This window comes from Acinetobacter courvalinii (genome assembly GCF_014635545.1).
GTDB lineage: Bacteria > Pseudomonadota > Gammaproteobacteria > Pseudomonadales > Moraxellaceae > Acinetobacter > Acinetobacter courvalinii.
In genome coordinates this window covers 1946724-1973411 of the sequence record NZ_BMDA01000001.1, presented here as the reverse complement: position 1 = coordinate 1973411, position 26688 = coordinate 1946724, and the positions used below count along the sequence as shown (strand labels likewise).

The 26688-nt window shown below is 44.3% G+C and carries 24 protein-coding genes; 19 read left to right on the top strand and 5 right to left on the bottom strand.

Features of this window, described 5'->3' with window-relative positions; genetic code table 11:
- Window positions 1-165 precede the first annotated feature (165 nt).
- Window positions 166-1431, top strand: coding sequence for an OprD family outer membrane porin (locus IEV39_RS09015; RefSeq protein WP_005284223.1), 1266 nt, complete (start codon window positions 166-168; stop codon window positions 1429-1431).
- A gap of 65 nt (window positions 1432-1496) precedes the next feature.
- Here the strand turns inward: IEV39_RS09015 and IEV39_RS09010 are convergent, their stop codons facing one another.
- Complete coding sequence (locus tag IEV39_RS09010; RefSeq protein ID WP_005284225.1) at window positions 1497-2396, bottom strand: ATP-binding protein; 900 nt, start codon at window positions 2394-2396, stop codon at window positions 1497-1499.
- 96 nt (window positions 2397-2492) lie between these two features.
- On the opposite strand from IEV39_RS09010, the gene IEV39_RS09005 reads away from it, so the two are divergent.
- The 9 genes from IEV39_RS09005 to IEV39_RS08965 all read left to right on the top strand — a co-directional run bounded on the left by IEV39_RS09005 (window position 2493) and on the right by IEV39_RS08965 (window position 12364).
- Complete coding sequence (locus IEV39_RS09005; protein WP_032883231.1) at window positions 2493-3182, top strand: FadR/GntR family transcriptional regulator; 690 nt, start codon at window positions 2493-2495, stop codon at window positions 3180-3182.
- 16 nt (window positions 3183-3198) lie between these two features.
- Window positions 3199-3414, top strand: coding sequence for a hypothetical protein (locus tag IEV39_RS09000; protein ID WP_167510595.1), 216 nt, complete (start codon window positions 3199-3201; stop codon window positions 3412-3414).
- Window positions 3401-4114: a metallophosphoesterase gene (locus tag IEV39_RS08995; protein WP_005284234.1), complete on the top strand. Its 714-nt coding sequence runs from the start codon at window positions 3401-3403 to the stop codon at window positions 4112-4114. Before IEV39_RS09000 ends, IEV39_RS08995 begins: the two co-directional genes overlap by 14 nt.
- A gap of 322 nt (window positions 4115-4436) precedes the next feature.
- Window positions 4437-4784 (top strand): hypothetical protein, encoded by a 348-nt coding sequence (locus tag IEV39_RS08990; protein ID WP_032873115.1) that lies wholly within the window; start codon window positions 4437-4439, stop codon window positions 4782-4784.
- 4 nt (window positions 4785-4788) lie between these two features.
- Window positions 4789-6486 (top strand): PepSY-associated TM helix domain-containing protein, encoded by a 1698-nt coding sequence (locus IEV39_RS08985; RefSeq protein ID WP_005284241.1) that lies wholly within the window; start codon window positions 4789-4791, stop codon window positions 6484-6486.
- Window positions 6486-6821, top strand: a complete 336-nt coding sequence (locus IEV39_RS08980; RefSeq protein WP_032883232.1) for a DUF3325 domain-containing protein — start codon at window positions 6486-6488, stop codon at window positions 6819-6821. The genes IEV39_RS08985 and IEV39_RS08980 overlap by 1 nt, the downstream gene beginning before the upstream one ends.
- 470 nt (window positions 6822-7291) lie before the next feature.
- Window positions 7292-9760 carry an acyl-CoA dehydrogenase gene (locus IEV39_RS08975; RefSeq protein WP_005284247.1) on the top strand — a complete coding sequence of 823 codons (2469 nt, stop codon included), beginning with the start codon at window positions 7292-7294 and terminating at the stop codon, window positions 9758-9760.
- Window positions 9761-9975: 215 nt separating this feature from the next.
- The gene (locus IEV39_RS08970) at window positions 9976-10086 is read left to right on the top strand and encodes a hypothetical protein (RefSeq protein ID WP_005229212.1); all 111 of its coding nucleotides are present in this window, start codon (window positions 9976-9978) and stop codon (window positions 10084-10086) included.
- A 283-nt stretch (window positions 10087-10369) separates the two neighbouring features.
- Window positions 10370-12364 (top strand): esterase/lipase family protein, encoded by a 1995-nt coding sequence (locus tag IEV39_RS08965; RefSeq protein WP_005284250.1) that lies wholly within the window; start codon window positions 10370-10372, stop codon window positions 12362-12364.
- 19 nt (window positions 12365-12383) lie between these two features.
- Here the strand turns inward: IEV39_RS08965 and IEV39_RS08960 are convergent, their stop codons facing one another.
- Both IEV39_RS08960 and IEV39_RS08955 read right to left on the bottom strand, forming a co-directional pair.
- Window positions 12384-13070, bottom strand: coding sequence for a hypothetical protein (locus IEV39_RS08960; RefSeq protein WP_032883233.1), 687 nt, complete (start codon window positions 13068-13070; stop codon window positions 12384-12386).
- A 49-nt stretch (window positions 13071-13119) separates the two neighbouring features.
- Window positions 13120-15291, bottom strand: a complete 2172-nt coding sequence (locus IEV39_RS08955) for a TonB-dependent siderophore receptor (protein ID WP_005284255.1) — start codon at window positions 15289-15291, stop codon at window positions 13120-13122.
- Window positions 15292-15726: 435 nt separating this feature from the next.
- On the opposite strand from IEV39_RS08955, the gene IEV39_RS08950 reads away from it, so the two are divergent.
- A complete protein-coding gene (locus IEV39_RS08950) occupies window positions 15727-16818 on the top strand; it encodes an amidohydrolase family protein (RefSeq protein ID WP_005284258.1) in 1092 nt (363 codons plus the stop codon).
- On the top strand, window positions 16805-17647 hold the full coding sequence (locus IEV39_RS08945; RefSeq protein WP_005284261.1) for an SDR family NAD(P)-dependent oxidoreductase: 843 nt from the start codon (window positions 16805-16807) through the stop codon (window positions 17645-17647). The genes IEV39_RS08950 and IEV39_RS08945 overlap by 14 nt, the downstream gene beginning before the upstream one ends.
- A 115-nt stretch (window positions 17648-17762) precedes the next feature.
- Here the strand turns inward: IEV39_RS08945 and IEV39_RS08940 are convergent, their stop codons facing one another.
- Both IEV39_RS08940 and IEV39_RS08935 read right to left on the bottom strand, forming a co-directional pair.
- Window positions 17763-18050, bottom strand: a complete 288-nt coding sequence (locus IEV39_RS08940) for a DUF1330 domain-containing protein (RefSeq protein ID WP_005284263.1) — start codon at window positions 18048-18050, stop codon at window positions 17763-17765.
- 56 nt (window positions 18051-18106) lie between these two features.
- Window positions 18107-18769, bottom strand: a complete 663-nt coding sequence (locus tag IEV39_RS08935) for a GntR family transcriptional regulator (RefSeq protein WP_005284266.1) — start codon at window positions 18767-18769, stop codon at window positions 18107-18109.
- Window positions 18770-18921: 152 nt separating this feature from the next.
- Between IEV39_RS08935 and IEV39_RS08930 the strand changes: the two genes are divergently transcribed.
- The 7 genes from IEV39_RS08930 (at window position 18922) to IEV39_RS08900 (ending at window position 26670) form a co-directional block, all read left to right on the top strand.
- The gene (locus IEV39_RS08930) at window positions 18922-19524 is read left to right on the top strand and encodes an amino acid synthesis family protein (protein WP_005284269.1); all 603 of its coding nucleotides are present in this window, start codon (window positions 18922-18924) and stop codon (window positions 19522-19524) included.
- Window positions 19493-20284 (top strand): alpha/beta fold hydrolase, encoded by a 792-nt coding sequence (locus IEV39_RS08925; protein ID WP_005284271.1) that lies wholly within the window; start codon window positions 19493-19495, stop codon window positions 20282-20284. The genes IEV39_RS08930 and IEV39_RS08925 overlap by 32 nt, the downstream gene beginning before the upstream one ends.
- Before the next feature lie 24 nt (window positions 20285-20308).
- Window positions 20309-21241 carry a flavin-dependent trigonelline monooxygenase reductase component gene (gene tgnA, locus IEV39_RS08920; protein ID WP_005284275.1) on the top strand — a complete coding sequence of 311 codons (933 nt, stop codon included), beginning with the start codon at window positions 20309-20311 and terminating at the stop codon, window positions 21239-21241.
- A gap of 2 nt (window positions 21242-21243) precedes the next feature.
- Entirely contained in the window at window positions 21244-22281 is a 1038-nt protein-coding gene (gene tgnB, locus IEV39_RS08915) for a flavin-dependent trigonelline monooxygenase oxygenase component (RefSeq protein WP_005284278.1), read from the top strand.
- Between the two features lie 11 nt (window positions 22282-22292).
- Window positions 22293-23762 (top strand): (Z)-2-((N-methylformamido)methylene)-5-hydroxybutyrolactone dehydrogenase, encoded by a 1470-nt coding sequence (tgnC, locus tag IEV39_RS08910; protein ID WP_005284280.1) that lies wholly within the window; start codon window positions 22293-22295, stop codon window positions 23760-23762.
- Window positions 23763-24075: 313 nt separating this feature from the next.
- Window positions 24076-25470, top strand: coding sequence for a purine-cytosine permease family protein (locus IEV39_RS08905; protein ID WP_005284283.1), 1395 nt, complete (start codon window positions 24076-24078; stop codon window positions 25468-25470).
- 30 nt (window positions 25471-25500) lie between these two features.
- Entirely contained in the window at window positions 25501-26670 is a 1170-nt protein-coding gene (locus tag IEV39_RS08900; protein ID WP_005284286.1) for a hypothetical protein, read from the top strand.
- The last annotated feature ends 18 nt before the right edge of the window (window positions 26671-26688 follow it).

Sequence of the window (26688 nt, the reverse complement as noted above, 5' to 3'; positions counted from 1 at the left end):
CATTAATTATTCAAATAATAAATCCAGCCTGAATCTTTCTCTAAAGATATTTTCTTGAATTTCCGGATATTTAAAAGAAATGGAACTCAGGTCGGCAGGACTAGGCAAGTTGTGAAACTTTATTTACAGCAACAAGAATTTTAAAAACTCAGGAAAGGATTTCCCATGTTAATACCGAATAGGCTGTATAAAGCCCAGCGCGTGGCGTTATATACGCTTTTTGGCTGTCTGAATGTCAATGTGGCTTATGCCGACTTTCTAAAGGACAGTGAAAAGAGTATTTATTTACGAAATTTCTATGTCGAACGTGATTTTGAAGGCACCAATCAAGACCTGGGCAGTTGGTCACAAGGCTTATCAGGGCGGTTTGAGTCAGGCTATACCGATACACCGCTTCAAGTCGGTCTGGATTTAGGGTTTCAATATGCATTGCGTTTGAATGACCATAATGATGAACGGCTGGATACCGTGTTTAAATATGATCAGCATGAACGACGTCAGGAACGTGATTACTTAAAATTGGGCGCGACCTTAAAATTGAAATATCACAATACCGAATTGAAAGTGGGAGAACTTTTTCCTAAAACGCCGGTACTGTTTATTGATGACTCACGGCAACTGGTTACCACCTATGCCGGTGCAATGCTGGAAAGCAAAGAGATCAAGAATTTAAAAGTATCTGCGGGCCGTTTTACCCATGTGAATGCCCGTGATGATGACGAGTATCGAAAATTCACGTTAGGCAACTCGACTGATCCGGCAAAAAGAAGTGATGGACTCAATTTTCTAGGTCTGGACTATAATTTCACGCCGAATTTATCCGGGGCTTACTGGTTTGGACAACTGCAAGATATTTATCAACAACACTATGTCAATGCGGCCTATACAGAGCAGATTAAAAACAGCAAGTTAAAAGTGGATGCCCGCTATTTTAACTATAAAGAAGATGGTGACGCCTATTTCGGCGATATTGATGCGCAATCAATCGGTGTGCAAGCCAGTGTGCAAAATGGTCCGCATACCATTCTGACCGGTCTGCAAAAGCATATGGGCGAGGACAATATTCCACTGTTAAATGGTTATGTGCCACAAGCCTATTTACAGAGCTGGTCTGCGCTTGCCTTTTACAAAGCCAAAGAATTGACCTGGCATGTTTTATATAGTTATGACTTTAAAGAGCAGGGTATCCCCGGATTAAAACTGACGCTACGCTATTTAAATGGTAGTGAAATCTATCGGGAAGGCTTTAAGGACAATAAAGAAACCGAGAAAAATGTCATCATCAATTACAGCATCCCTGAAGGAAAACTCAAAGGTCTCGGCTTCGAATGGCGACATATTCGTGCTGATATCAAATATGGTGCAGGCAACAATCCAGGGACAGATTTTGTTGAAAACCGCATCATGACCACCTATACGCATAAGTTTTAATGATCTGTTGCCCACCTGAGCAAGAGCATTGCTGTTCAGGTGGGGATGCTGCAGTGCTACAGGATTTAAGACAGATTTTGCGATTGCAACATTTCCTGGCCGACAATCATTTTGGCAAATTGATTGGCAATTCGACCAGAACGATTACCTTGTTGAGTGGCATATTGAATGGCTTTTAACTGTAAGCTGTCCCAGTTTTCCTGTTGTTGCCAGTGGTATTCATTTAACCAGAACTGCACGGTTTTCAGGTATTCGGGCTGACTGAAGCCATAGAAATTGATTTGCAGACCAAAACGGTCAGCCAGAGAAATCTTCTGTTCCAGACTATCACCCGGACGCAACTCACCATTTTCGCTCTGATTGATCTCGGTATTGTCCTTGTTATATTCCGCGACCATATGTTTACGGTTTGAAGTGGCATAAATCAGGGTATTGTTTGAACTGGTGGCCAGCGAGCCATCCAATACGGTTTTCAGGGTTGCATAACTGCTATCGCCTGCTTCAAAGGCCAGATCATCACAGAAAATAATATAGCGTTCATCGCGTTCATTGAGCAGATGGATAATCTTGGGAAGATCTTCGAGATATTTTTTTTCCAGCTCAATCACACGTAAGCCGTACTGGTGATATTCATTTAAACAGGCTTTCACAATTGATGATTTTCCCGTCCCTCGTGAACCGGTCAACAGCACATTATTGGCCAATAATCCTTTGGCAAAGGCCTCTGTGTTCAGCTTTACTTTGGCCAATTGGTTGTCAATATTACAAAGATTGTCAAACGAGAGCAGTTGGGGTTTACGGATTGGAATCAGGTGACCTTTATTGTTTTCTCTTTCCCATCGGAATGCGATGGCCTGATCCAGTACTTCCAGTGAGATTTCCTGATGGTTGGCAATTTTCTCAATCGCCTGGGTCAGTTTTTGAATTTCACCGATAAGACTGAAAATCGTCTGATTTAATTCCATAAGTTTTACCCTGAGAGATGACACGGTGTGCATTTGAAAATTTAAACATAGGATGATAGTATCATTGGATGTTTTTGAGTGCCAGTAGAAATTTTAATGATCGAACAGATCCAGAAAAGATCGCTTGTTGACGAAGTGATTGCGGTTGTCCGTCAGAATATCCAGACCGAACTGTGGAAGGTCAATGATAAAATTCCGACAGAACCTGAACTGGTTCAAGGGCTGGGGGTGGGACGCAATACCATTCGAGAAGCCATTAAAATATTGGAATATCTCGGCATTCTGGAAGTTAAACAGGGTCATGGAACCTTTGTTCGCAGCAAACACGATTTCTCCAGTATGATTCACTCCATTCAACAGTCAGCGTTGTATGAGCATCTGGAGGTCAGATGTGTTCTGGAAATTGAAATTGCAAAACTTGCAGCCAGAAACCGCGATGCAACTGACCTGCTGAATATTCTGGCATGCCTCAATACACGGGCTGGTACGGATGCCAGTGATGTGGCTGAGTTTATGCTGAACGATAAAAAGCTGCATTTGGCTATTGCACAGGCCACCCATAATCAGGCGCTGTATGCCACCTATGAATATTTTCTCAACTCCAGCTATCAATACACCTTTGAACTGGTGACCAATAGCCAGCTACCCGATCCGGATCAAACTATTCATGCTCAACTGGTCGATGCCATACAGGCACAGTCCGAGTCGCAGGCGGCTGAAATTGCCAAAGCCATGCTTGCTCCTTTATTGCTGTCGCTACAGACCAGTGATTATTCAGTCCGCTGAGTCGATCGAAACAGATATGCAAGATTTTATTATTGTATCCCGGCATTTTGGCAAATCGTATTTTTTAAATCAGCGGCAACAAGGTGGCATGACCGCCTATTTCTGGTCCTTGGAGCAAACTCAACTGGCACGTTTTAACAGCTATGCCTTGGCCTATCAATTTTATTTTCCTTCACGACATCTGTTAATTCACAGTGACATTGTGCAGCTCGGGGCAAATGATGAGCCCTAAAATCGCTGTATGTGGAGAAGCTTCTGAAGCATGGCCACGGGTGCAATATATCGCCCCAGATCATCAAAAGGTCTATGTGGTGGGCGATATTCACGGTTGCTATACGCTATTGATGCATCAACTTAAGCAACTGCAGTTTGATTTTGAAAAAGATCTGCTGATTGGCGTGGGAGATTTGATCGATAAGGGCCCGGAAAGCTTGCAATGCCTGCAGTTATTGCAACAACACTGGTTCAGGATGGTACGCGGCAATCACGAGCAATTATGTATTCAGGGGAGTCAGCATCCTTATTTTAAAAAGCTGCATCAAAAATATGGTGGAGAATGGTTCTATCAGTTGAAGCCACAAGAGCAGGCCCAGATTATCGCGTGTCTCAAACAATTGCCTGTGTTGATCCAGTTGAATTTTGCTCACAAAACAGTGGGCATCGCACATGGCGATATTGGTGTAGATGATTGGAACCTGCTTAAGCAAACCCTTGAGCTAAGCGGTCATGTCGATCAGGCCAGTTATGCCTCTGTATTATGGGGAAGGTCAAGAATCAGGGATGAGCAAAAATATGGCATGGTCCGCAATATTGATGAGATTTATCTGGGACATACCATTGTTGCCGAGGTGCTGCAAAAACATAATTGCTTCTTTATTGATACCGGCGCTTATCAAAGCCAGCAGTTGACGATCCTGCAGGTCAGTCCTTAAATCCCGAATCGACCTAAACCTTATATATTTTTTACCTCAATTACCAAATTTTCTATTTTGATTAGCAAAATGCCTTAACCTTAAGGTTAAAATGATATTAATTCTCATTATTATTGTTATTTTTGTTGATTTTGATTATGATGCCTTGATTTTTTAAGGCTGATTTAAGCTTGGTCAGGTTTGCCCTTGGCATTGCCAGATCAAATACCATGCACATGAGATGGGGTGTTGCATAGGTTATCGGCTAAATCATCCGTATTTTCATGGCTCTATATAAAGGTGAACATCATTTCCGTTGATGTCATTTTGTCCGGTGTTGTTTATGTCTATTGAAGCGTCTGTACCCTTGGTGAGCAGTACAAGGGTGGTAAAAAAGAAGGTTGCACCGTCCTCATTGATTCGATATCGATTGATGATTTTTTCCCGTTTTGTACTCGCAATTTTTGGGGGCTATTATTTTGCTGCGATTGCGGCAATGCTCATCGGTTGCTTGTTTTCATCTGAGCCATCCAGAGCGAATGCAGTTTTTAGTGCAACCATGCTGGCTTTTGTGGTGCATTGCATCCTGTTTATCTGGATATTCATGGTCAACTCGACTTTGAAAGTCTGGTTGGGCGTCATTATTCCTAGTCTGATCATGACCGTCATGTATGGCTTGTTAAAAGGGTAAGGGCATGCGTGTTGATGGTAAAAATGAAGGCCCACGCCAATCGATGTCATGGTTACATACCTGGACCAGTCTGTTGTTGGGATGGTTGCTGTACGCTGTTTTTCTAACGGGGACACTCAGTTTTTTTCAAAATGAAATCACGGTATGGATGAAACCGGAACTGCATCAATCAGTAAATACAACTTCGCAGCAACAGCAATTAGGCTATGCACTACAGTATTTAAATCAGAAAGGTCACGCTGCCGAGAGCTGGAATATCCGGTTTGCCAATGAAAGACAGCCTGCGATCATGCTGAATGTCCGTAAGCCGGGTGAGGGACGCCGCCGTGGCGGCGAAATCTATCTGGATGCGCAAACGGGGCAGGAAATTAAAGCCAGAGAAACCCGGGGTGGTGGTTTCCTTTATCGCTTCCATTTTGAACTGTATGGTATGCCACGCATCTGGGGGCGCTGGATTGTTGGTATTGCAACCTTGTTCATGTTTGTTGCGATTATCAGTGGCATTATTACCCATAAAAAAATCTTCAAGGATTTCTTTACTTTCCGTCCAGCCAAAGGCCAGCGTTCATGGCTGGATGCCCACAATGCAACCGCCGTGTTTGCCTTGCCTTTTCATCTGATGATCACCTTTAGCGGGCTGTTGCTATTGATGCATCTGTTTATGCCATGGGCAATGAACACGCACTATGGCAATGTCCGGAACTTCTACCAGATTTTAAATGAACCTGTAGCGCAAACTCCTGAACAGGCACGTTTACTGGCAGAGCAAAAACAGAAACAAGCCGCAGAAGAAGGACGTGGCAATCGAGGTGCTGGCCGTGGTGGCGAAGCTGAACAAGTGGTGCCCAAGCTTGCAGCAGCACCCATGGTTAACTTAGTGGCATTAAGCCAGCAGGTTCAACACGGTTGGGGGGATAATCCGATTGCCTCGGTTCGGGTGAATCAACCGAATACGGTGAAAGCGGATGTACAATTTAATGCAACCCATGCCACGACCTTGCTGGATCGGGAAAGTGTGCCGTCACTCAAGTTCAATGCGCTAACAGGGCAACTGATCGACGAAGCCCAGCCTGTAAATTCGGCATCCAAAGCTATTCATACCTTAGTGACATGGCTGCATATGGCACGGGGTGTCGATTCGGTCTTACGCTGGTTATTATTTCTATCAGGCGTCTTAGGCACGATGATGATCGCTTCCGGATTGATTTTGTGGGTGGTAAAACGTATTCCCGAGGTACAAAAACTAGGTTATAAACCCTTTGGCCATCGTGTGGTTGAGGTCCTGAATATTACGGCGATTACAGGGCTGCCGATTGCCTGCGCAGCGTACTTTTTTGCCAACCGTGTTATCCCTGCGCAACTCGCAGAGCGTTCGCCGCTAGAAATTAATGTGTTCTTTAGTGTCTGGTTATTGTGTTTGATACATGCGGCTATTCGTGCACACCGTCCAGCATGGCTAGAACAACTTGCGTTGGCGGCTGCAATGTTCCTGTTTATACCGGTGTTAAACGTTTTTACTGGTGGACAGGCCTTATGGATGAGTATTTATCATGGACAATGGATGATTGCCAGTTTTGATCTGGTCTGCATCATTTTAGGTCTGATTTTTATCTACTCTTACTACAAGCTAAAACGTTATCAAGGTCTACCCGTTAAGCAGAAAAAACAGCCTAAGGCTCAGTCGGCACAGGAGCAGACATGATGGCAGCATGGATGTTGTGGTGTGTTGCCGTGGTGGCGCTATCGAGTCTGGCGTGTGGAATGAATAAACATCAGCGCGATATCTTTAGCTCTCCGGTTTCAGCACAAATGAATCGGGCTTTTGAAATTGCAGGCTGGGTCATTCTACTCATTTCTGCGTTGGTCATGATTTATGTGAAAGGTGCTTCAATCGGTTTATCAGAATGGTTGGGATGTACCAGCTTTGCGGCTTTGGCAGTGGGACTTGTATTGTCCTACCAGCCTAAAAAGCTTTTGCAGACTAATCTGATCGTGATAGTTCTATTTGCGCTGCTACTGATTGTGACATTGAGGTAAAGCTGGGGCGCATGGCGTTCAACCAAAAGAGCAAACAGATGTTTGCTCTTTTTATGTCTGGACTAAAGGACCAGTTTACGGGGGGATATTCCCGGTTAAAAGTTAGCGACCTTGGTGTGCTTGCCTGATCCATGGCAGCAAGATAGCTTGGCTATTGCTGAGACAAACAGAAGGCTGGGCAGAAATTTGTTTAACTGCCCACATGCAGCATTACGGTTATTGATGATTTTATTTTTGGATTTATTACTGCAATCATTACGATTTCTTTGTGTATTATTCTTGAGCAGGCCGCAATTCCAGTTTCGGTGTCATCTCAATGCGTTTATGTAAAATTTAGTAGTTAATCAAGCAAATAGCGATCTGATCTGTAGAATAAAAAACAGCCATTTTATTCAAGAATTAACTTAAACATAAAACAACTCAGATCTTTATTTTTCCTCTTCATCCCAATCTGAGATAAAGGAGCAAACATGATTGTACTATTAATATTGCTTGGTCTACTGATACAACTCTTTGTGATTTGGGCTCTCTTTTATTTTGAAGCCAGTCGAACTGTCGGTAGTGTGCTGGCAATTGTCACTGCGATTTTGTGTAGTGTGCTGATTACCCCATGGAGTCTGTTACTGGGCGTACCTATTATCATCGCCAGTATTATTCTGCTGATTACGCCATTGCGTGATGCTTTGATTAGCCGCCCTGCTTTTAAAGTGCTGTCCAATGCCATGCCGAGTATGAGTACCACTGAACGAGAGGCTCTGGATGCCGGTACCAGCTGGTGGGAAAAAGAACTGTTTATGGGGGCACCGGATTGGGAAAAGTTTGATCAATATCCTTATCCCGTGTTATCGGCAGAAGAACAGGCTTTTTTAGATAACGAAGTACAACAGCTTTGCTCAATGTTGGATGAGTGGCAGATTCATCATCAGGACAAGGACCTGCCGCCTGAGGTGTGGCAATTTATCAAGGACAATGGCTTCTTGGGACTGATCATTCCAAAATCATTTGGTGGCAAACAATTTACCCCCTTTGCGCAAAGTCGCATCATGAGCAAAATTGCTTCGCGTTCACTGACTGCTGCGGTGAGCTGTATGGTACCCAATTCGCTTGGGCCAGGGGAGTTGCTGCTGCACTATGGTACAGAGGAGCAAAAACAACGTTATTTACCCGGGCTTGCTAATGGTACCGAAGTGCCTTGTTTTGGTTTGACCAGCCCTGAGGCGGGTTCGGATGCTGGGGCGATCCCGGATACGGGTGTGGTGTGTTATGGGCAATATCAAGGCCAACAAGTTTTAGGCCTGAAAATGAATTTCTCCAAGCGCTGGATTACCCTGGCTCCGATTGCAACCGTGATTGGTCTGGCCTTTAAGTTATATGATCCAGAAGGTTTGCTGGGCGATAAAACTAAAGTGGAATATGGCATTACCTGTGCCTTGATTCCCGCTGACCATGAAGGCATTCAGATTGGGCCCCGCCATAATCCGGGTGCGCCTTTTATGAATGGTACGGTTGAAGGTCGTGATGTATTTATTCCTTTGGACTGGATTATTGGTGGTCAGCAAAATGCTGGTAAAGGCTGGCGGATGCTGATGGAATGTCTGGGTGTAGGACGTGGTATTTCATTGCCTGCCTTGGCAACCGCAGCAGGGGAAATGAGTTATCTGTTGGTGGGTGCATTTGCCAGTGTCCGTCAACAATTTAAAATTTCGGTTGGGCATTTTGAAGGGGTACAAGAGGCGACCAGTGATATCGCCAGTGATGCTTATATGCTGGAATCATTCCGTTATCTGGTGACCTGTGGTTTGAATCAAGGCGGAACCCCAGCAGTGATGACTGCCATGGCCAAATACTATGCCACTGAAACCATGCGTAAAGTGGTTAATCATGGCATGGACGTGGTGGGTGGTCGGGCAATTCAGTTAGGCCCACGTAACTTCCTTGCCCTGACTTATCAATCCATTCCCGTTGCCATTACCGTAGAAGGCGCCAATATTCTGACCCGTTCTCTGATGATTTTTGGTCAGGGCTCAATGCGTTGCCATCCTTATCTATTTGAAGAATTGCAACTGTTACAAGCTGAAGATAAAGCGGCTGCTTTTAAGGAATTTTCGCCATTATTGTTTAAACATCTGGCCTATACTTTCAATCGCGCTGCCAAAGCACTGGCATTTTCGATTACGGGCGGTTCAGATGAGGGCTCTAAACAGGCCGATGATTTTTCGAAAGCCTATTATAGTAAAATCAACCGTTTCAGTGCCGATTTTGCCTTAACCGCCGATATGGCGCTGGGAATTCTAGCGGGCGATTTAAAGCGTAAGGAAATGCTGTCTGGACGTCTGGCGGATATTCATGCGCATTTATTTATTGCGACGGCAATCCTGAAATATTATGAACAGGGTCAACGCACCGAAGCAGAACAGAAACATGCCGAATTAGCCCTGAATAAAGCCCTGTATCAGGTGCAAGAAGCCTTCTTTGGCTTCTATGATAATTTTCCGATGCCGCTTGCCGCTGCTATGGTAAAACTGATCTGTTTCCCATTTGGCCGTCCTATTGCAGCGCCGTCAGATCAATTGAAGCAAGAGGTCGCGCAATTGATGATGCAGGAACATGCATTCCGCGAGCAGTTGAAGCAACATGTCTATTACAATACGGATGCCAACGATGTGATGGGACGGATGGAGTCTACATTCCAAAGCCTGTTACAGCTACAGCCATTGTGGAACAAGTTTAAAAAAGCCGAATCCAAAGATCAGTTTAGCGGTCTCACCTTTGAAGCGCATATTGCCAATGCAATCGAGACAGGTTTTATCACTACAGCTGAGGCGGAGTCACTTTTAGACTACAATGCCAAACGTTATGACAGTATGTTGACGGATATTTTTGATGAGCATTTAGTCGATGACCTGCCGTTGGAAAATCCTCATCTTCGCAACTTATGATTGAATCGTGTAAGCACAGCTTGAAGCAGTCCTGAATGTATCTGAGATGAAGCATCATCTACGCCTCTTTTACTTATGTTCAGGGCTGTTTTCATAACAGTCTCGAGTTTTTAAGCTCATCTGTTATATTTTTTTTGGAAATTTCTGTGTCTTTTCTTGTTCTGTATCTTCCTGCACTATAACAGTATGAGTTGAGCAAAGCCAAAGGTGACACCATGAGTTTTTTGAAAAAAAAGAATAATGCCAGTTTTGTATTTTTCATTATTACACTATATGCCTTTTTGGGCTTTGGTATTGGCTATGTAATCTGGGAATATCTGTTATAAGCTCATAGGCTCGAGCGCTGTCCAGTTTTTACATGCAGAGCTGGCTGATTCAGTTCCCAGCTTGAGATGCCATATTTCTATTCTTGTGATCCAGCTAAACCATCGAACCAGACCTTCGATGGTTTTTTTATATCTTTAATGGGTTGTTCTAAAATAAAAACGAAATGTTTTAACACGATGGCTGTGTTGTTGCTGGATCTTTGGCATATTAGAAGCAGATGCGCAAGAACAGGAAAACTGGTTGGGTGCGCGATGCGGGTTAATCAGTCTGGAGCTTGAGAAAATGGGGCGATATAAGCAACTATTGGCCAAATTGGTGCTGCTTGGCTTTATTCTTTTCAGCTTGTCGGCCTGTCAGTTGGTGAAATTGCAGCAACGAAGTTTAAGCGCCTCCTTAACCGATAAAACCCAGACCATACTGACCCGATCCCAGTTGAGTGATGCCACACAAAATAGCTTGCTGCTATCCGGAGTTCCGGTCGAAGCTTGTCTAAGTCAGCCTGAGCAATGCGTACAGAGATTACAACAGAAACTGGCCGACAGTCCTGAACAGCGTTATGCCGCAGCTAGTGAGATTTATCTGGCACGGGCCCTGCAACTCGGTCAGGAGAAAAATTGCCAGATTGCATTGGCTCAAACTTCGCATTCAGCACAGCAAAACCAGTGTCTCGATGAAGTCTTAAGTTTGCTTGATCAAAGTGTTCGCTTTAGCTTTGCGTATTTATTTGCAACGCCCTCTACGCCACAGAAACGTATTTTTGATCAACGCCAAACCCAGGTTCGGCTTTTTTACAATGTTGCTCTGTCACGTTTGATCACTACGGCCTATTTACGGCATCGATTTACCCGCTTTCCTCAGCAGTTACAGATTAACCAGCGACATTATCAGTTCAATTTTGATCATTATCCGGAACTGGTGAACACCGATATCCAGTTATTGCAGTCCAGCTACAATATGCGGTTTTCCGGATTTTACAGTGTTAACCGACGCGATGGTCTGGGCTCGGAATTTGTTCTGGTGGCCAAAAATCAGCAGTCTTTAAGCCCTGATTATATTTATGATCCTGAAAGCTATTATGCCGGTAAAGAAAATCCTTATATTCATGCGGCCAGATATCTGTCGGTCACTGCCGTGGCTCAGCCTGCGCCTAATACTTCGGTCGAGCAGTTACTTGATGCGGCTCCCTTGCAGATCCAGCTGATCGATCCGTTCCGTTATGACCAGCTTCAGGTGGCACAGCAGGACTATTTACTTACCGCCAATTATTCAGCGCCTTATGGTCTGTGGCTGGCTGAAAACAATCTGGGCGGAACCGGCTATAAAACCCTGATCGATCGCAAAGAGCAATTCAGCATGCCACATCTGTTCATGCTGGAACCCTATAATCCGGATAAAAAAATCATTATTTTTATTCATGGGCTGGCCAGTAGTCCAGAAGCCTGGATCGCCTTGACCAATGATATCTTGGGAGATGACAGCTTACGTCAGCACTATCAGGTCTGGCAGGTTTTTTATTCCACCAACATGCCGATTCTTGAAAGTCGTGCCCAGATTTATGCTTTGTTAACACAGGCTTTTGCCATGCATGATCCGCATGATGCTGCCATGCAGGATGCGGTACTGATCGGACACAGTATGGGGGGCATTATCAGCCGTTTGCTGATGGGGCAGGGTGACATTCGCCAGCAGGCCGTTGAGGCGATCCAGAATGATAAGGCGCATGACTTTATTTTTTCTGCTGCGGTGAGTAAGCGTTTTATGTTCCGTCCGATTGAAAATATTAACCGGGTGATTTTTATTGCCACCCCTCATCAAGGAACAGCCTACGCAGATCGCTGGTTTACCTTAGCTTTGCGCAAGATAATTCATTTACCGGCCAAGTTCTTAACGGCGGCTGAGCTGGCGGTGGCAGACCACAACATCAATATTCATCAAATGAAGAAAAATCTGGCAGCCGGCATTATCGAAAACGGTCCTAGTGATTTAAGTTATCAGTCCAAATTCATGAACATGACTCAGGCCATCCAGCCGGTGCAAGGGCTGGCTTATCACTCCATCATTGGCAATATCACCCGGCATCAGGAGCCAGATAAAATGACCGATGGCATCGTGCCGTATAGCAGTTCGCATCTGTCAGGTGCCATCTCGGAAAAAGTCATTCAGGGCGGGCATTCGATTCAGGAACAGCCCGAAGCGATTCTTGAGTTAAGACGGATTTTAAAACAGCATATGCAATTGCATCCGCTGGTGCCACCCGTACAGGCTGTTAAGGATTAACTGTCTTGGTATTTTTCAACTAAAGGGGCGGTTGATCGAGTAACCACTGAATGGAGGCATCAAACAGTTTGAGGCCATCCTCTGAAAGATTGGTAAATGTCTCATTATTGAGAAAGAACATCAGCCGTTTTGCGGGTGCCAGCGATTCATAGTCCATGGTTGCACCTTTTTCATAGCCCCAGATAGCCACTTTTTCCGGTTGCCCATATATCGTTGCAATAATGGTCGCGCCTAATCCCGGCTTGCCCCAGCTCATGGGTGCCTGTGCTTGATAAACGTTGCGAGTTCCCGCAGGAAGATGCGCAGAGAGGGAATGAGGTGCATTGACCAGCCATAGGTAACGTTCTTTTTCGACTTCACCAAAATCTGTATCAATCCTCTTGCCGGTCATGGCCAGATCATCGAGATAATCATTTTCCCAAGTCATCAGTGGAATCGGGAGTTGGCGCCAGCCTGTTTTTAAATTTTTGGATGCAACCGTTGAAGAAAGGAGGACCAGATCAGGATGATTTAAGCTGCTTGGCGAAACCGATTGATCCAGCATCTCGACATGGTAACCTTTGCTTTGCAAGTATTTCTGAATGGCAATATCGGTACTCGCTGACGCACTGTTCAGTTGTGAGATCAGCACAATTCGGGTTTGAGCATACGCAGCAGAACTCAACAGCATGCCAAGCAACACAAGGATGGAAAGAAACGTTTTCATCTTGATCTCAAACAAGGGCAGTGAACCCATCACTGCCTTGACTCCATAATTAGAATTTAAAAGTAGCACGCAATAGTGCTTGGCGAGCGTCACCTTGTGATACTGCCAGATTATTGACGCTGGCTGTATAGTAGGTTTTATCGAAGATATTATTTAAATTAAACTGGAAGTTCACCGCCTGTTTGGCAATGGTGGTGTCATAGCTGATAAAGGCATTACCCAGTGCATATTCAGGTAGGTCAAAGGTGTTCTCTGAGTTACCGGCACGTTTACCGACATAATTACCGCTCAAGCCCAAACGTAAATGACCATTGTAGAGTTCGCCATAGTTATAAGCCAATGCCAGAGACGCTGTATCTCGTGCCACATTATTTAAGCGGTTACCTTGCAGACCGGTTTCATCTTCAGTGACTTTGGCATCGGTATAGGCATAGGTCAGGGTTGCATCGAGTTGATCGGTTAGACGGCCTGTGAGGTCGAGTTCAACGCCTTTGGAACGGACTGCACCTGTGGTGTGTAGTTCTACTTCTTTGCTTGATGGGTTGGTGATTTTGGCAAGCACATTACGCTTTTTAATATCGTACAGTGCAAAGTTGGCTTTGATACGATCATTGAATTCGTATTTTGCACCAACTTCATAGGATTTTGCTTGTTCTGGTTGGACATCCGAATCAATCACGGCATTGCCGCCTAAAGGTGCAATGGAGGAGTTCGGTTTGAGTGACTCGGTATAGCTGCCATACAATGAAAGCTGGTCATTCCATTGATAGACCAAGCCTGCATGTGGTAGCCAGGCATCATCATTGGTGTTGGTATTTTCCTTAAACGGTCTGCCACGCCCAGCCGTTTGTTGATAATGCAAGTAACGTCCACCGAGTACAGCAATCCATTTTTCATCTAAATGAATTGCATCCTGCAGATAAAACCCATAGGTATGCAATTTATCGGTTTGATCACTATCAGAGGCAACGATATTACGCGATGCTTCCACAGCGCCAAAATCCGGATTTAAATAATCTAAAGTTGAGTTAGCTCCACGAACCATGTCTGGGCGGAAATATTTACGGTATTCAATATCTGAACCAATTTGAATATCATGTTTTAAACCGAGCAGATTGGCTGAGCCATTGAGATAGGCTTGGGCATTACTATCTACACTCTCTGCATTTAAGGTCGCATCGGTACGACGCTTCACCGTATGATTAGCAGTATCTAACGAGGTAACACGTAACTGGTTGGCATCATAGGTTTCATAATTGTAGGTATAGCCGAAATGAGCTGACCAAGTGTCATTAATTTGGTGATCTACCAGCAATTGCGCCAGATGATCTTCACCTTTCATCTGGTTAAAGGCTTCATCCAGACGCTGGTATTTTGAGATCGGCAACGCTTTTTTAGTGTTGAGGTCAAAAATGGTGGAGCGATCAAAAGGAACATCAAAATGACGATATTGATAGCTGAGATTGACTTTGGTCTGACCATTATCCCATGCCACCGACGGCGCAATTAAGGTCTGTTTGAGATTGCCAAAATTACGCCAATAGTCTGCATCAGAATGATCGACAATAAAACGATAGGCAAAGTTACTGTCATTAATTGCGCCTGTTGTATCCAGACTTGCACCCACACCATTTTTACCGGCCGCAAAGCTTGAACCATAAATGGCCAGTTCAGTTTTCTGGGTCATTTCAGGTTTTTTAGTCACTACATTGACCACACCGCCGGGGTCCATAATGCCGTAAAGTAGGGACGCTGGGCCTTTTAACACTTCAACCTGTTCAACCGCCGCATTCATGGTACGACCTTGTACAATCGGCATGCCATTCACGGTAATTGAACCATCACGGTTGTCACCAAAACCACGTTTCATCACCGTATCTTGGGTGCCGCCCAAGGTGTTGCCTTGGGTAATACCGCTGACTTGGGTCAGTGCATTATCCAGATTCGCAGGCAGATAATCTTTGACATATTGTTTGGAAACCACATTGACCGTTTGAGGCGTCTCCAGATTGTTATGCTTGCCTCTTAAGGTCGATGCGGTTTGTGTTCCGATATAGCTTGAGCTGGATTCCGCTTGTACTTTGATGGTGTCTAGCTGTGTGATTTCTGGCGTTGTTATGTCTGCCCAGCTCAGCACAGGAAGACAAGACAGAAGCAATGAACCGCTATATTTTAAAATTTCAATTGTGATGAGATTTTTACGCGGAGAAAATGCAGACATAAGAATACCTGAGCGATAGCGAAAAGCGGGTAGAGACTGGAAAGAAACGACTTTCAATTGAATGACAATGTTGGCCAATACAGCGATAAAAGCGTGCTCAGTATATTTAAATAGGAATCATTTACAAGAACTTGTTGGAAAGATATGCCCTTGGAAAATTAACAGATTGATAATGCATGAGTTATTTTTAGATTTTTATTCGGTCGTGTATCGACAATAGAACCAGAGAATAAAATGATTTAATTGGTTGAAATTCCTCTTAAATTTATATATTTAGAAAGGATGCGGTAAAAAAATAAATGAATCGTATTCATACTGTTATATTGAAATAAATCATTTTATTCATACTGACTTGTTCGGTAGGCTACAGTGATCAAATAGGATAAGTTACATAAAGCATCGCCATTTTTAAAAATAATGATATCGAGTGAACGCATGGAAGAATTAGGCTTTTCGATCATTGATCCGCATATTCATCAATGGGATCCTTATCACACACCGCATTCTGCTGCTGTATTGGTAAAAACTTTAGGCAAATATCCCGCTGTCATGGATCGCGTAGTGCGTTTGGTCAAACCCAAGCCATTATTAGAGACTTTAGGGATAACCCGATACGCACTGAATCCCTATTTACCCAAGCATTATCAACAGGATAGTGTTTTATTTCCTGTAGAGAGCGTAGTGCATGTCGAAGCGAACTGGCATCATCACACAGGCTTTGGAGTGGTGGAAGAAACTCACTGGATCAAGCAATTAGAGTTTAACAGTTACGGTTTAAAGCTGGGTGCTATCGTTGCCGCGGCTGATCCCAGAGACCGAAAGTTCAAAGACATTCTTAAAGCGCATCAGCAGGCCAGTCCACTATTTCGGGGCATTCGTAAAATGGCGGCCTGGCATGAGGATAGTGGGATCTATCGATGGTGTGATCGGCCGCATCTTTATCGTGACAAGAAATTCTTAAAAGGTTTTGAACAGCTGGCAAACATGGATCTATCTTTTGATGCATGGGGGTATTCCACCCAGTTAGCAGAAATTACCAATCTGGCGAAACAATTTCCTGACACCCGGATTGTGGTCGATCATCTGGCGACACCCGCTGGCTTGTTTGGGGCTGTGGGTAAGCGTACGGGAACTACAGCAGCGCAGCGTGAGTCTATTTTTAAACAATGGCAACAAGATATTGCAGTTCTGGCTGAACAGAAAAATGTCTATGCCAAAATTTCAGGCTTGATGATGCCGGTATTAGGACATCGCTTCTATCAACACAAACGCACTGCGACAGCTGCTGAAATCGTCAATTTACTGACCCCCATGATTCAACATGCCGTTCAGGTCTTTGGCGTCAACCGCATTATGTATGCGTCTAATTTTCCGATGGACAAAGTCAATGCAACACTCAGTGATTTGGTTCAGGCCTATATCCAGATACTTCGTCCCTATGGTGAACAGGCAATGTATGCCATGTTTAGACAAAATGCAGCCCATTTTTATCAACTTCATCTAGAGTCTAGCCATGAAAAATTTTAATCAGAAAGTCGCAGCCATTACCGGTGCAGGGTCAGGGATTGGTCGACAACTTGCAGTTTTACTGGCACAGCAAGGTGCACATTTGGCTTTGAGCGATGTCAATGAACAGGGATTAGCCGAGACCAAAGCCTTGTTACAGCAATATCCTGTCAATGTTACCCTGACCCAACTCGATGTTTCTGATCAGGACGCAGTCCGTGAATGGGCAGAACAGAGTTTTAAGACACACGGCAAGATCAACCTGATTTTTAATAATGCTGGTGTAGCGCTGGCGAGTACCGTCGAAGGGATGGATTATGAGGAACTGGACTGGATCTTAAAAATTAACTTTTGGGGTGTGGTCTATGGCACCAAAGAGTTTCTGCCTTATTTAAAACAAAGTGGCGAAGGGCACATTGTGAATATTTCCAGCCTGTTTGGCTTAACGGCTCAACCGACCCAAAGCGCCTATAATGCAACGAAATTCGCGGTTCGTGGTTTTACCGAGTCATTACGCCAAGAGCTCAAGCTGCAACAGAATGGGGTGAGCTCGACCTGTGTGCATCCTGGCGGGATTCGTACCAATATTGCCAATAGTGCACGCATGAGTGACAGCATTCGGGCTTTGGGAATGAATCCAGCTAAAGCCAGTCAAGCCTTTAACAAAGTGTTGAAAACACCACCTGAACAAGCTGCCAAAATTATTCTTGAAGCTGTGAAAGCAGATAAAGCACGGGTACTGATTGGAAATGATGCCAAAATCATTGATCTGATTCAGCGGATTACGCCAAGCCATTACTCACATGCATTGAGTTTCTTTAGCAAGAAATCCAAGAAAAAACGGGCTTAAAAGTCGGAATGATATGGATTAAAGTGAAACTGATATCCAATAGGAATCAGGTGACTTTGTTGTTGGGGCTGGCATAAAAAAAGATGTAAAAAACGCTCTTTTATGCCGCTCCAGCTTAATCCAGACTCTCTACAATATTGATCATCACATCTGCACAATCTTTACGGGCCAGGCGTGCTTTCAAATACTCTTCTGAATGGTAACAAGCCTGTGCTGTTGCTAAGTCAGCAAATTCAATAATGACATGACGCTGATATTCTGAACCTTCCAGACAAGTCGAATTACCGCCTCTGGCAAGAAACTTTGCTCCATATTTTTCAAAAGCATGCGGTGCCAAGGCCATATATTGTTGATATTGCTCCAGATCATGGATGGTAACGTGAGCAATCCAGTATGCAGACATGCTTATATCCTTATGTCAGTTAAGGCTTCATCGGCCTTATGGTTCCGTTTTCGTAATTAACTATTCAAAATATTTTTTGCGACAGATGCCGCTTCTGCAATATGTTCCGCAACAGCTTGCTTGGCTTTATCGGCATCTTTATGTAAGTAGATGGCTTCACACATATTTTTGATACGTTGGTAACCTGAAATTTCACGTTTGCTGGATTTCATGGTCATAGCGCGAAGACGGCTAATGCGGCCATTCAAACGTTGCACCACTTCCCAGGCAATATAATGTTTTGCGGTGGTAAAAATGGTTTCATAAAGCTTTGCAGAGGTGGCAATAATCAAATTGATATCATCCGCGGCAAATGCCTGTTCAAGCTCGGCCAGTAAGTGCTGCAATTGCTGGGTGGTATGATCGGTCAGATTCTGGGTGCAATCTGCAACCGCACTTTGCTCGAGTAAAAGACGAATCTCATAGATTTGTGAGGCAATTTCCCAGTCCAGTAATGAAACAATCGGACCTTTATTGGGCAAGATTTCAACCAGACCTTCTGCTTCCAGATAGCGAATCACTTCCCGCACCACAGAGCGGCTTACACCCAGTTCTTCACAGAGTGTCCGTTCAACCAGTCTTTTTCCAGAAGGAAAATAACCTGTAATAATGGCATTACGCACTTTATCCAGACAGAGCTCGCGTAAGGTCACAGGCGGGTTTTCAATTTTAAGATTCATAGAACTTCATCTTTCCATATTTCAGTAAGGCAGAATTTTGTTACATGTTCTTTGCTTAAAAAGAGCATAGCAAACTCTTGCTTTTTTTTCATTATGTATTATGGTATACCATAATACGAATGACAAGATAAATTCACACGCAAGGAAGAACAATGAATCTAATCCGTAAAACAGTGCTCCATGTGGAAACCACCTATATTGATGGTGGCAAAGCAGCACCCACACCTTTAAAAATGGTGGCAGCAGCAGCTGTGATCAAAAATCCTTGGGCAGGTCAGGGCTATGTTGAAAATCTGGCACCTGAGATCCGCCGTATTGCACCTCTACTGAGTGAACATTTGACCCAACTGATTCTTGATGAAGTCGGTTCTGGCGAAGCGGTACAAGCCTTTGGTAAAAGTGCTGTGGTGGGGCTGGAGGGCGAACTTGAACATGCCTCTGCACTGATTCATACCCTGCATTTTGGCAATACCTATCGCAGTGCCGTTGGTGCGAAATCCTATCTGGCATTTAATAATACCCGTGGCCCAGCCAATGCGCCAATCTTGATTCCAATGATGGACAAGAATGATGAAGGACGTCGTTCCCATTATTTGACTTTACAATTTGCAATTCCAGATGCACCTGCTGCTGATGAGCTGGTGGTGGTGATTGGTGCTGCGACAGGTGGTCGACCACATCATCGTATTGGAGATCGTTATCAAGATTTGGAAGAGTTAGGTCATGATCTCAAAAACCCTGCAGCTGTCAAATAACCGCATTGCTCATTATTTTGAGCAGGGCGAGGGAGAACCGCTGGTTCTGATTCATGGTGTTGGGATGCAAGCAGCAGCATGGTATCCACAAATCGAATTCTTCTCGAACCACTATCGGGTGATTTCAGTGGATATGCCAGGCCATGGACAAAGTACCAAATTAGCAGATGATGCCCAGTTACAGGATTTTGTGGACTGGACCATCGAATTGATTATCGCTTTGGATGTTGGCGCTGTGAATTTGGCTGGACATTCTATGGGATCACTAATCACCACAGGCGTCAGCGCAACCCGTCCTGATTTAGTCAAGCGTATGGCTGTGCTCAATGGGGTTTATAAGCGTTCAGCGGAAGCTAAAGATGCCGTGATTCAACGCGCCGAAGCGTTAAAAACAGGTCATATCGATATCGAGACCCCATTACAACGCTGGTTTGGTCAGAGTGAGGTTGAACGTCAGGCTGCCTCAAAGGTGAAATCCTGGTTACAGCAAGTGGATATGTCGGGTTATGCCACTGCTTATGCTGCCTTTGCACAAGGTGATGCAGTGTATGCAGATCAATGGCCAAAAATAGGATGTCCTGCCTTGATTTTAACAGGTACGGGCGATCCCAACTCTACTGCGGAAATGGCAATACAAATGGCCAGTCAGGCGCAAAAGGGTAAGGCGATCGTGATTGAGAATGAGCGTCACATGGTCAACCTGACGGCTCCGGATCAAGTCAATAGTGCAATGCAAGCGTGGTTGGAAACCAGCGTCTAAGTTGCTCAATGAAGGAATATGGCAATGAGTGAAATGGATACAATAAACAAGATACGTGAACTACGTGATGCCTTTGGCTCTTTTATGACGGGCGTTACCGTAGTGACGACCTGTAAAGATGATGGAATGCCATTAGGCTTTACCGCAAACTCTTTTGCTTCGGTGTCTTTGGACCCAGCTTTGCTGCTCGTCAGCATTGCCAAGACATCAAGCAATTATCAACACTTTGCAAATACAAAACACTTTGCCATCAATATTTTGGCAGAAGAACAAAAGGATGTGTCGAATATCTTTGCCCGTCCAAGTGATGACCGTTTTGCAAATCTTGCATGGACAAAAAGTGAATACCAAAACCCGGTTATTGATCATGTCAGCGCATGGTTTGACTGTACCACCTATCAAATCGTTGATGCAGGTGACCATGCCATTCTGATTGGTAAAGTTGAAAATTTTGCTTCGGCAGGTTTTGCAGGTCTTGGTTATTATCGTGGTGCCTATTTTACGCCAGCGAAATCATCGACCGATGTCATTTCAAGCATGAAAGTGATGATGATGGCCTTGATTGGTCATGAGAACCAGATTCTACTGGAACAAACTGCGGACCATAAATGGACTTTGCCACATCTGGTGGTCGATAAAGATGGCGCGGAAAAAGCCTTGGAAAAAATCTTTGCAGCTTATCAACCTGATGCATCAGCAAGTTTTATTTATTCAGTGTATGACGATGTGACGACACAGCAGCAATATATTGCGTTCTTGTGTAATACCCCGGTTGCAACTGCATACAAAGGTCAATTCATCGATTTGAATGATCTTGAGCAGCTCACTTTTGTAGATGGCGCTTTGCAAAGCATGTTGATGCGTTATCGCAAAGAAAATTATCTTAAAACTTATGGTGTTTATTACGGTAATCAAACCAGTGGTACGGTTCGTCAAATTGTTAAAGAGGAAGTTTAACTATGCGTTTTTCATTATTTGTACACATGGAACGTGTTTCTGATCAGCAAACGCAGAAACAGCTTTATGATGAGATGATTGAACTGTGCCAGATTGCGGATCAGGGAGGCATGCATGCGATCTGGACGGGTGAGCATCACGCCATGAATTTTACCATTGCACCGAATCCGTTTATTAATTTGGCTGATCTGGCCAATAAGACCAAAAATGTGCGCTTGGGTACAGGCACAGTGGTTGCTCCTTTCTGGCATCCGATCAAGTTGGCAGGCGAAGCGGCCATGACCGATATCATTACCAATGGTCGGTTAGATATTGGGATTGCACGAGGCGCTTACTCATTTGAATATGAGCGGATGGTCCCTGGGATGGATGCATGGAGTGCAGGGCAACGTCTACGTGAAATGATTCCTGCCATCAAAAATCTCTGGAAAGGCGACTACGAACATAAGGGCGAATTTTGGCAGTTCCCAAAAACCACCTCCGCACCACAGCCTTTACAACAGCCATTCCCTCCGATCTGGGTGGCGGCACGTGATCCAAATAGCCATGAATTTGCAGTACAGCATGGTTGTAATGTACAGGTCACACCGCTGCATTTTGGTGATGATGAAGTTGAAAAACTGATGGGGCATTTCAATGCCGCGTGTGAAAAGTTTGCTGATATTCCACGTCCGGAAATTATGTTACTCCGCCATACCTATGTGGCAGAGAGTGAGGCAGATGCACAAGTTGCAGCGGAAGAAATTAATGCCTTCTATAATTATTTTGGTGCATGGTTTAAAAATGAGCGCGAAATTAATCAAGGTCTCATCGCACCTATCAGTAAAGAAGAAATGGCTCAACATCCTTTCTACACCTCCGAAGCCATGCGTCAAAATAACGTGATTGGTGAAGCGCAGGAAGTGATTGAACGTTTAAAAGCCTATGAGGCGATGGGATATAACGAGTATTCATTCTGGATTGATACCGGAATGAGCTTTGAACGTAAAAAAGCCTCGTTACTCCGTATGATCAATGACGTGATGCCTGCATTTGCATAGGAGAGAAGAGCATGACTTCTCAATTCCAGTTATATATTAATGGTCAATTTGAAGACGGTGCTGCCCAGTTTGACAGTATCAATCCGGCAACAGGACAGGTCTGGGCCAAAATGCCGGAAGCACGCCGTGATGAAGTGAACCGTGCTGTGGCAGCCGCCACCCATGCTTTACAGGAGAGTGCATGGGCAGGTTTAACGGCTTCTCAACGAGGTAAACTACTTTATAAACTGGCAGAGCTGATTGAACAAGCGGCGCCACAACTGGCTCAATATGAAACCAGCGATACAGGCAAAATCATTCGCGAAACTTCAAGTCAGATTGCCTATGTCGCTGAGTATTATCGCTATTACGCAGGCATTGCCGACAAGCTTGAAGGCAGTTATTTACCGATTGATAAGCAGGATATGCAGGCCTGGACAATCCACGAACCTGTGGGTGTCATTGCTGCAATTGTGCCGTGGAATAGTCAGTTGTTTCTCTCGGCAGTCAAACTGGGGCCCGCTTTGGCCGCTGGATGTACTGTTGTACTGAAAGCATCAGAAGAAGGGCCAGCACCGTTACTTGCTTTTGCGCGTTTGGTGCATGAAGCCGGTTTTCCAGCAGGTGTAGTTAATGTCATTACTGGTTTTGGCCCCGAATGCGGTGCAGTGTTAAGCAGTCATCCCGATGTTGCACATGTGGCATTTACCGGAGGCCCTGAAACGGCACGACATATTGTGCGTAATTCTGCTGAGAATCTGGCAAAAGTATCGCTTGAGTTAGGTGGTAAATCTCCGTTTATTGTATTTGCTGATGCGGATCTGCAAAGTGCGGTCAATGCTCAAGTTGCTGCAATTTTTGCGGCTACAGGACAGAGTTGTGTTGCAGGTTCACGGTTACTGGTTGAGGCAAGTATTAAGGATGAGTTTGTGCAGCGTCTGGTTGAGCGGGTCCAAACCATCAATATAGGTTTGCCTGAAGACCTGGCAACGGAATACGGGCCCTTATGCACATTACGTCAACGTGAAAAAATTGAGCAGGTCGTGGCTAGCTCAATTCAGCAAGGCGCAAAATTATTAACCGGCGGAAAATCATTGGCAAGAGCAGGGTATTACTATCCCCCAACAATTCTAGATTGTAGTGATGTCCCACAGGCAGATTGCGTCATGACTGAGTTATTTGGGCCAGTCCTGTCTGTGGTGAGTTTTAGTAGCGAAGCAGAAGCGGTTCAAAAAGCCAACAATACCCCTTATGGACTGGCAGCAGGTGTGTTTACCAACAACTTAAGCCGCGCACATCGTATGACCAAAGCCATTCGTTCAGGCATTGTCTGGTTGAATACTTATCGCGCCGTTTCTCCACTGGCGCCTTTTGGCGGTCATGGTTTATCCGGTCATGGTCGTGAAGGTGGAGCAGATGCCGTGCTGGATTACACCACCACAAAAACGGTCTGGTTACGGACCTCGGATCAACCGATTGATGATCCTTTTGTAATGCGATAGCGCTATAAAAGGTCGAGTTCAGGATTGCTAAATTTCAAGGATGAAAATATGAAAATACAGAACACTGAAATTTCATAAATCTCATGCCGGGTGAGAAAAACTAGATTTTGTTGAGCATGCTTCATGTCTCGACTAGACCTCTTTTATCTTTTTTCCCGTGCTTCCATACCTATCGCTCAACAATGAGCTGCAAACAATAGAAATAAATGTCAGGTCATCCGGATATGGCACTGGCAAGGCAGGTTGTGAAACCTACATTTACTCTCACGAATTGCTATTGAGGAAATGAGTTCCTCAAAGAGAGATTAAGGATATGAGCCAAAATGAGAAAAATGCTTTCGCGATAGAAAGTCATTCAATTGATTATGTGGGTCCTTCGGAACGTCACGGAAAAGTTCGGGATCTATTCACTTTGTGGTTTTGTACCAATATTGCACCTTTGGCTGTGATTACCGGTGCAATGTCCATGTTAACTTTTAACTTAAGCCTGATCAGTGCGTTGGTCGCGATTTGTTGTGGTCATTTTTTTGGTGCAGCTATTCTGGCACTGACTTCAGCGCAGGGACCACAGGTGGGTATTCCACAAATGATCCAGAGCCGCGCACAGTTTGGACGTTACGGTGCGTTACTGGTTGTATTATTTACCACGTTAATTTATCTCGGTTTTTTTATTTCCAATATTATTCTTTCTGGCAAGACACTACATACCGTTGTGCCAGCGATCCCTGTTGCAACTGCGACGGTAATTGGTGCGATTGCTGCAACCACGATCGGTATTGTTGGCTATCACCTGATTCATAAGTTCAACAAGATTGGTACCTGGTTTATGGGTGGTTCATTGTTAATCGGTCTGATGATCATGATTCCGCATATTAATGCAGAGGTCTTGGCAAAAGGATCGTTTAACCTGAAAGGCTGGTTTGCCATGTTTGGTTTATGTGCGGTCTGGCAAATCAGTTTCTCACCTTATACCTCAGATTATTCGAGATATTTGCCTAAAAGTATCGGGATTTATAAACCCTTTATCTATACTTATTTAGGTGCGGCGCTTGGCACCATCTTTGCGATGAGCTTTGGAACGGTTGCAGTCGGTATTGGCTCAACCACTGATGCCATGGAAGCTGTTAAATCTGGAACAGGACTGTTTGGCTATGTGCTGATGATTTTATTCCTATGCAATATTATCGGACACAATGCCATGAACTTATATGGTGCAGTGCTGTCTTGTATCACCTCGATTCAAACTTTTGCGGGGCAGTGGATGCCAAGTAAAAATGTGCGTATCAGTTTGTCCATTCTTGTTTTAATTCTGGCGACCTTTACCGCACTTTGGGCTTCGAGCAACTTTATCAGCTTCTTCCTTAATGTCATTTTTGCCTTGTTATTTATTCTGGTGCCTTGGGTATCGATTAACTTGCTGGATTTCTATGTCGTCAACAAGAAATCTTATGATATTGCCTCTATTTTCGCTCAGGACGGTGGCATCTACGGTAAATTCAATGCCAAAGCCTTAATCGCCTATTTCTTAGGTATCGTGATTCAGATTCCTTTCCTCACCAATGCTTTCTTTACCGGGCCATTTGCCAATATTGTTCCTGATGTCGATATTTCATGGGTGATTGGTTTGATGGTGAGCTTCGTGGTGTATTACGCCTTTAATCTCGGAAAGATTAAGTGTAATCGTCCTGCATTTAATGCAAATGCATAAGCGGAACTGGATAAGAAAGGAATCTGGAATATGAAAAAAATTGATTTGCAGTTCGCCCTTAGCACCGTTTTGCTGGGCATGATCTCGTCAAGTTATGCGGGGATCAGTTTTGGAGATGCGACAGCCGATGCAGGCAAGTTGACAATATCGGGCTATGTCCGTGCCAATTATCAAGACAAGGATTTTGGTGAAGCAGCATCTGAACATAAAATACGTTTTGATGCAGCACAGCTCAAACTGAACTATGAACGTGGGCAGTTGTTTGCATATGCTGAATATCGTTGCTATCAGTACGATACCTTATGTGATTTTTCGAGTTTGATTGATGCTTATGTTGGCTATCATCTGAATCAGACGGATCAAGTGGTGATGGGCATGCAACCGATTGCTTTTGGACCGGCACGGTTCTGGGGCAATAGCTTATATGGCAGTATCAATACCACAGCAGGTTTAGAAGATGTGCATAACCTTGGTTTAAATTATCACTTTGAATTACCGAGCGCGACTCAATTTGATGTCGGTTATTTTGCTACAGATGCAGGTCATTACCAAGGAAGTACGCGAGACTCTGGACGCTATACGGCCAATTATGTGAGCTCAAATGACAGTAGTAAAAGCGATCTACAGGAAAAAAATATGTGGGTGGGGCGTATAACGCAAGATATCTCTTTAGGGCTAACTGGCTTAAGCACCCAAGTTGGCGGTTCTTACTGGACTTCGGAAATTGAAAATAAAACCATAGCTAAAACAGGAAGACGTAACGCCTGGGCATTATTTAGCACATTTAATTATGGCAATCTGGGACTCACATTAACGGGCGGGAAAAATGATGTCACCAATAAAGACTCATTTGACTCTGCGGCTTCACTCATGGGTTCATACGACAGCGAATATTATGTTGCCAACAAAGCAACGTATTATACCGTTGATATTGGCTATGCCTTTAAAAATGTCAAACAGATTGGCAATATTACGCCTTATTTCATGCATAGCCGTTACAACAAAGATCAGGCTGGTGCACAAGATTCGACCCGTAATATTCTGGGTGTCGCAATCGACCATAAACAGCTTTCTTTGGTTGCTGAATATATCATGAGTAAAAATGATCCCTTTATTGGAGGAAATCAAGACTCACTGGCGCTGGGGGATGATGGGAAGTGGAACAAATTATTAAACCTGACATTGTTCTATTATTTTTAGGATGAGTCATCAAATTCG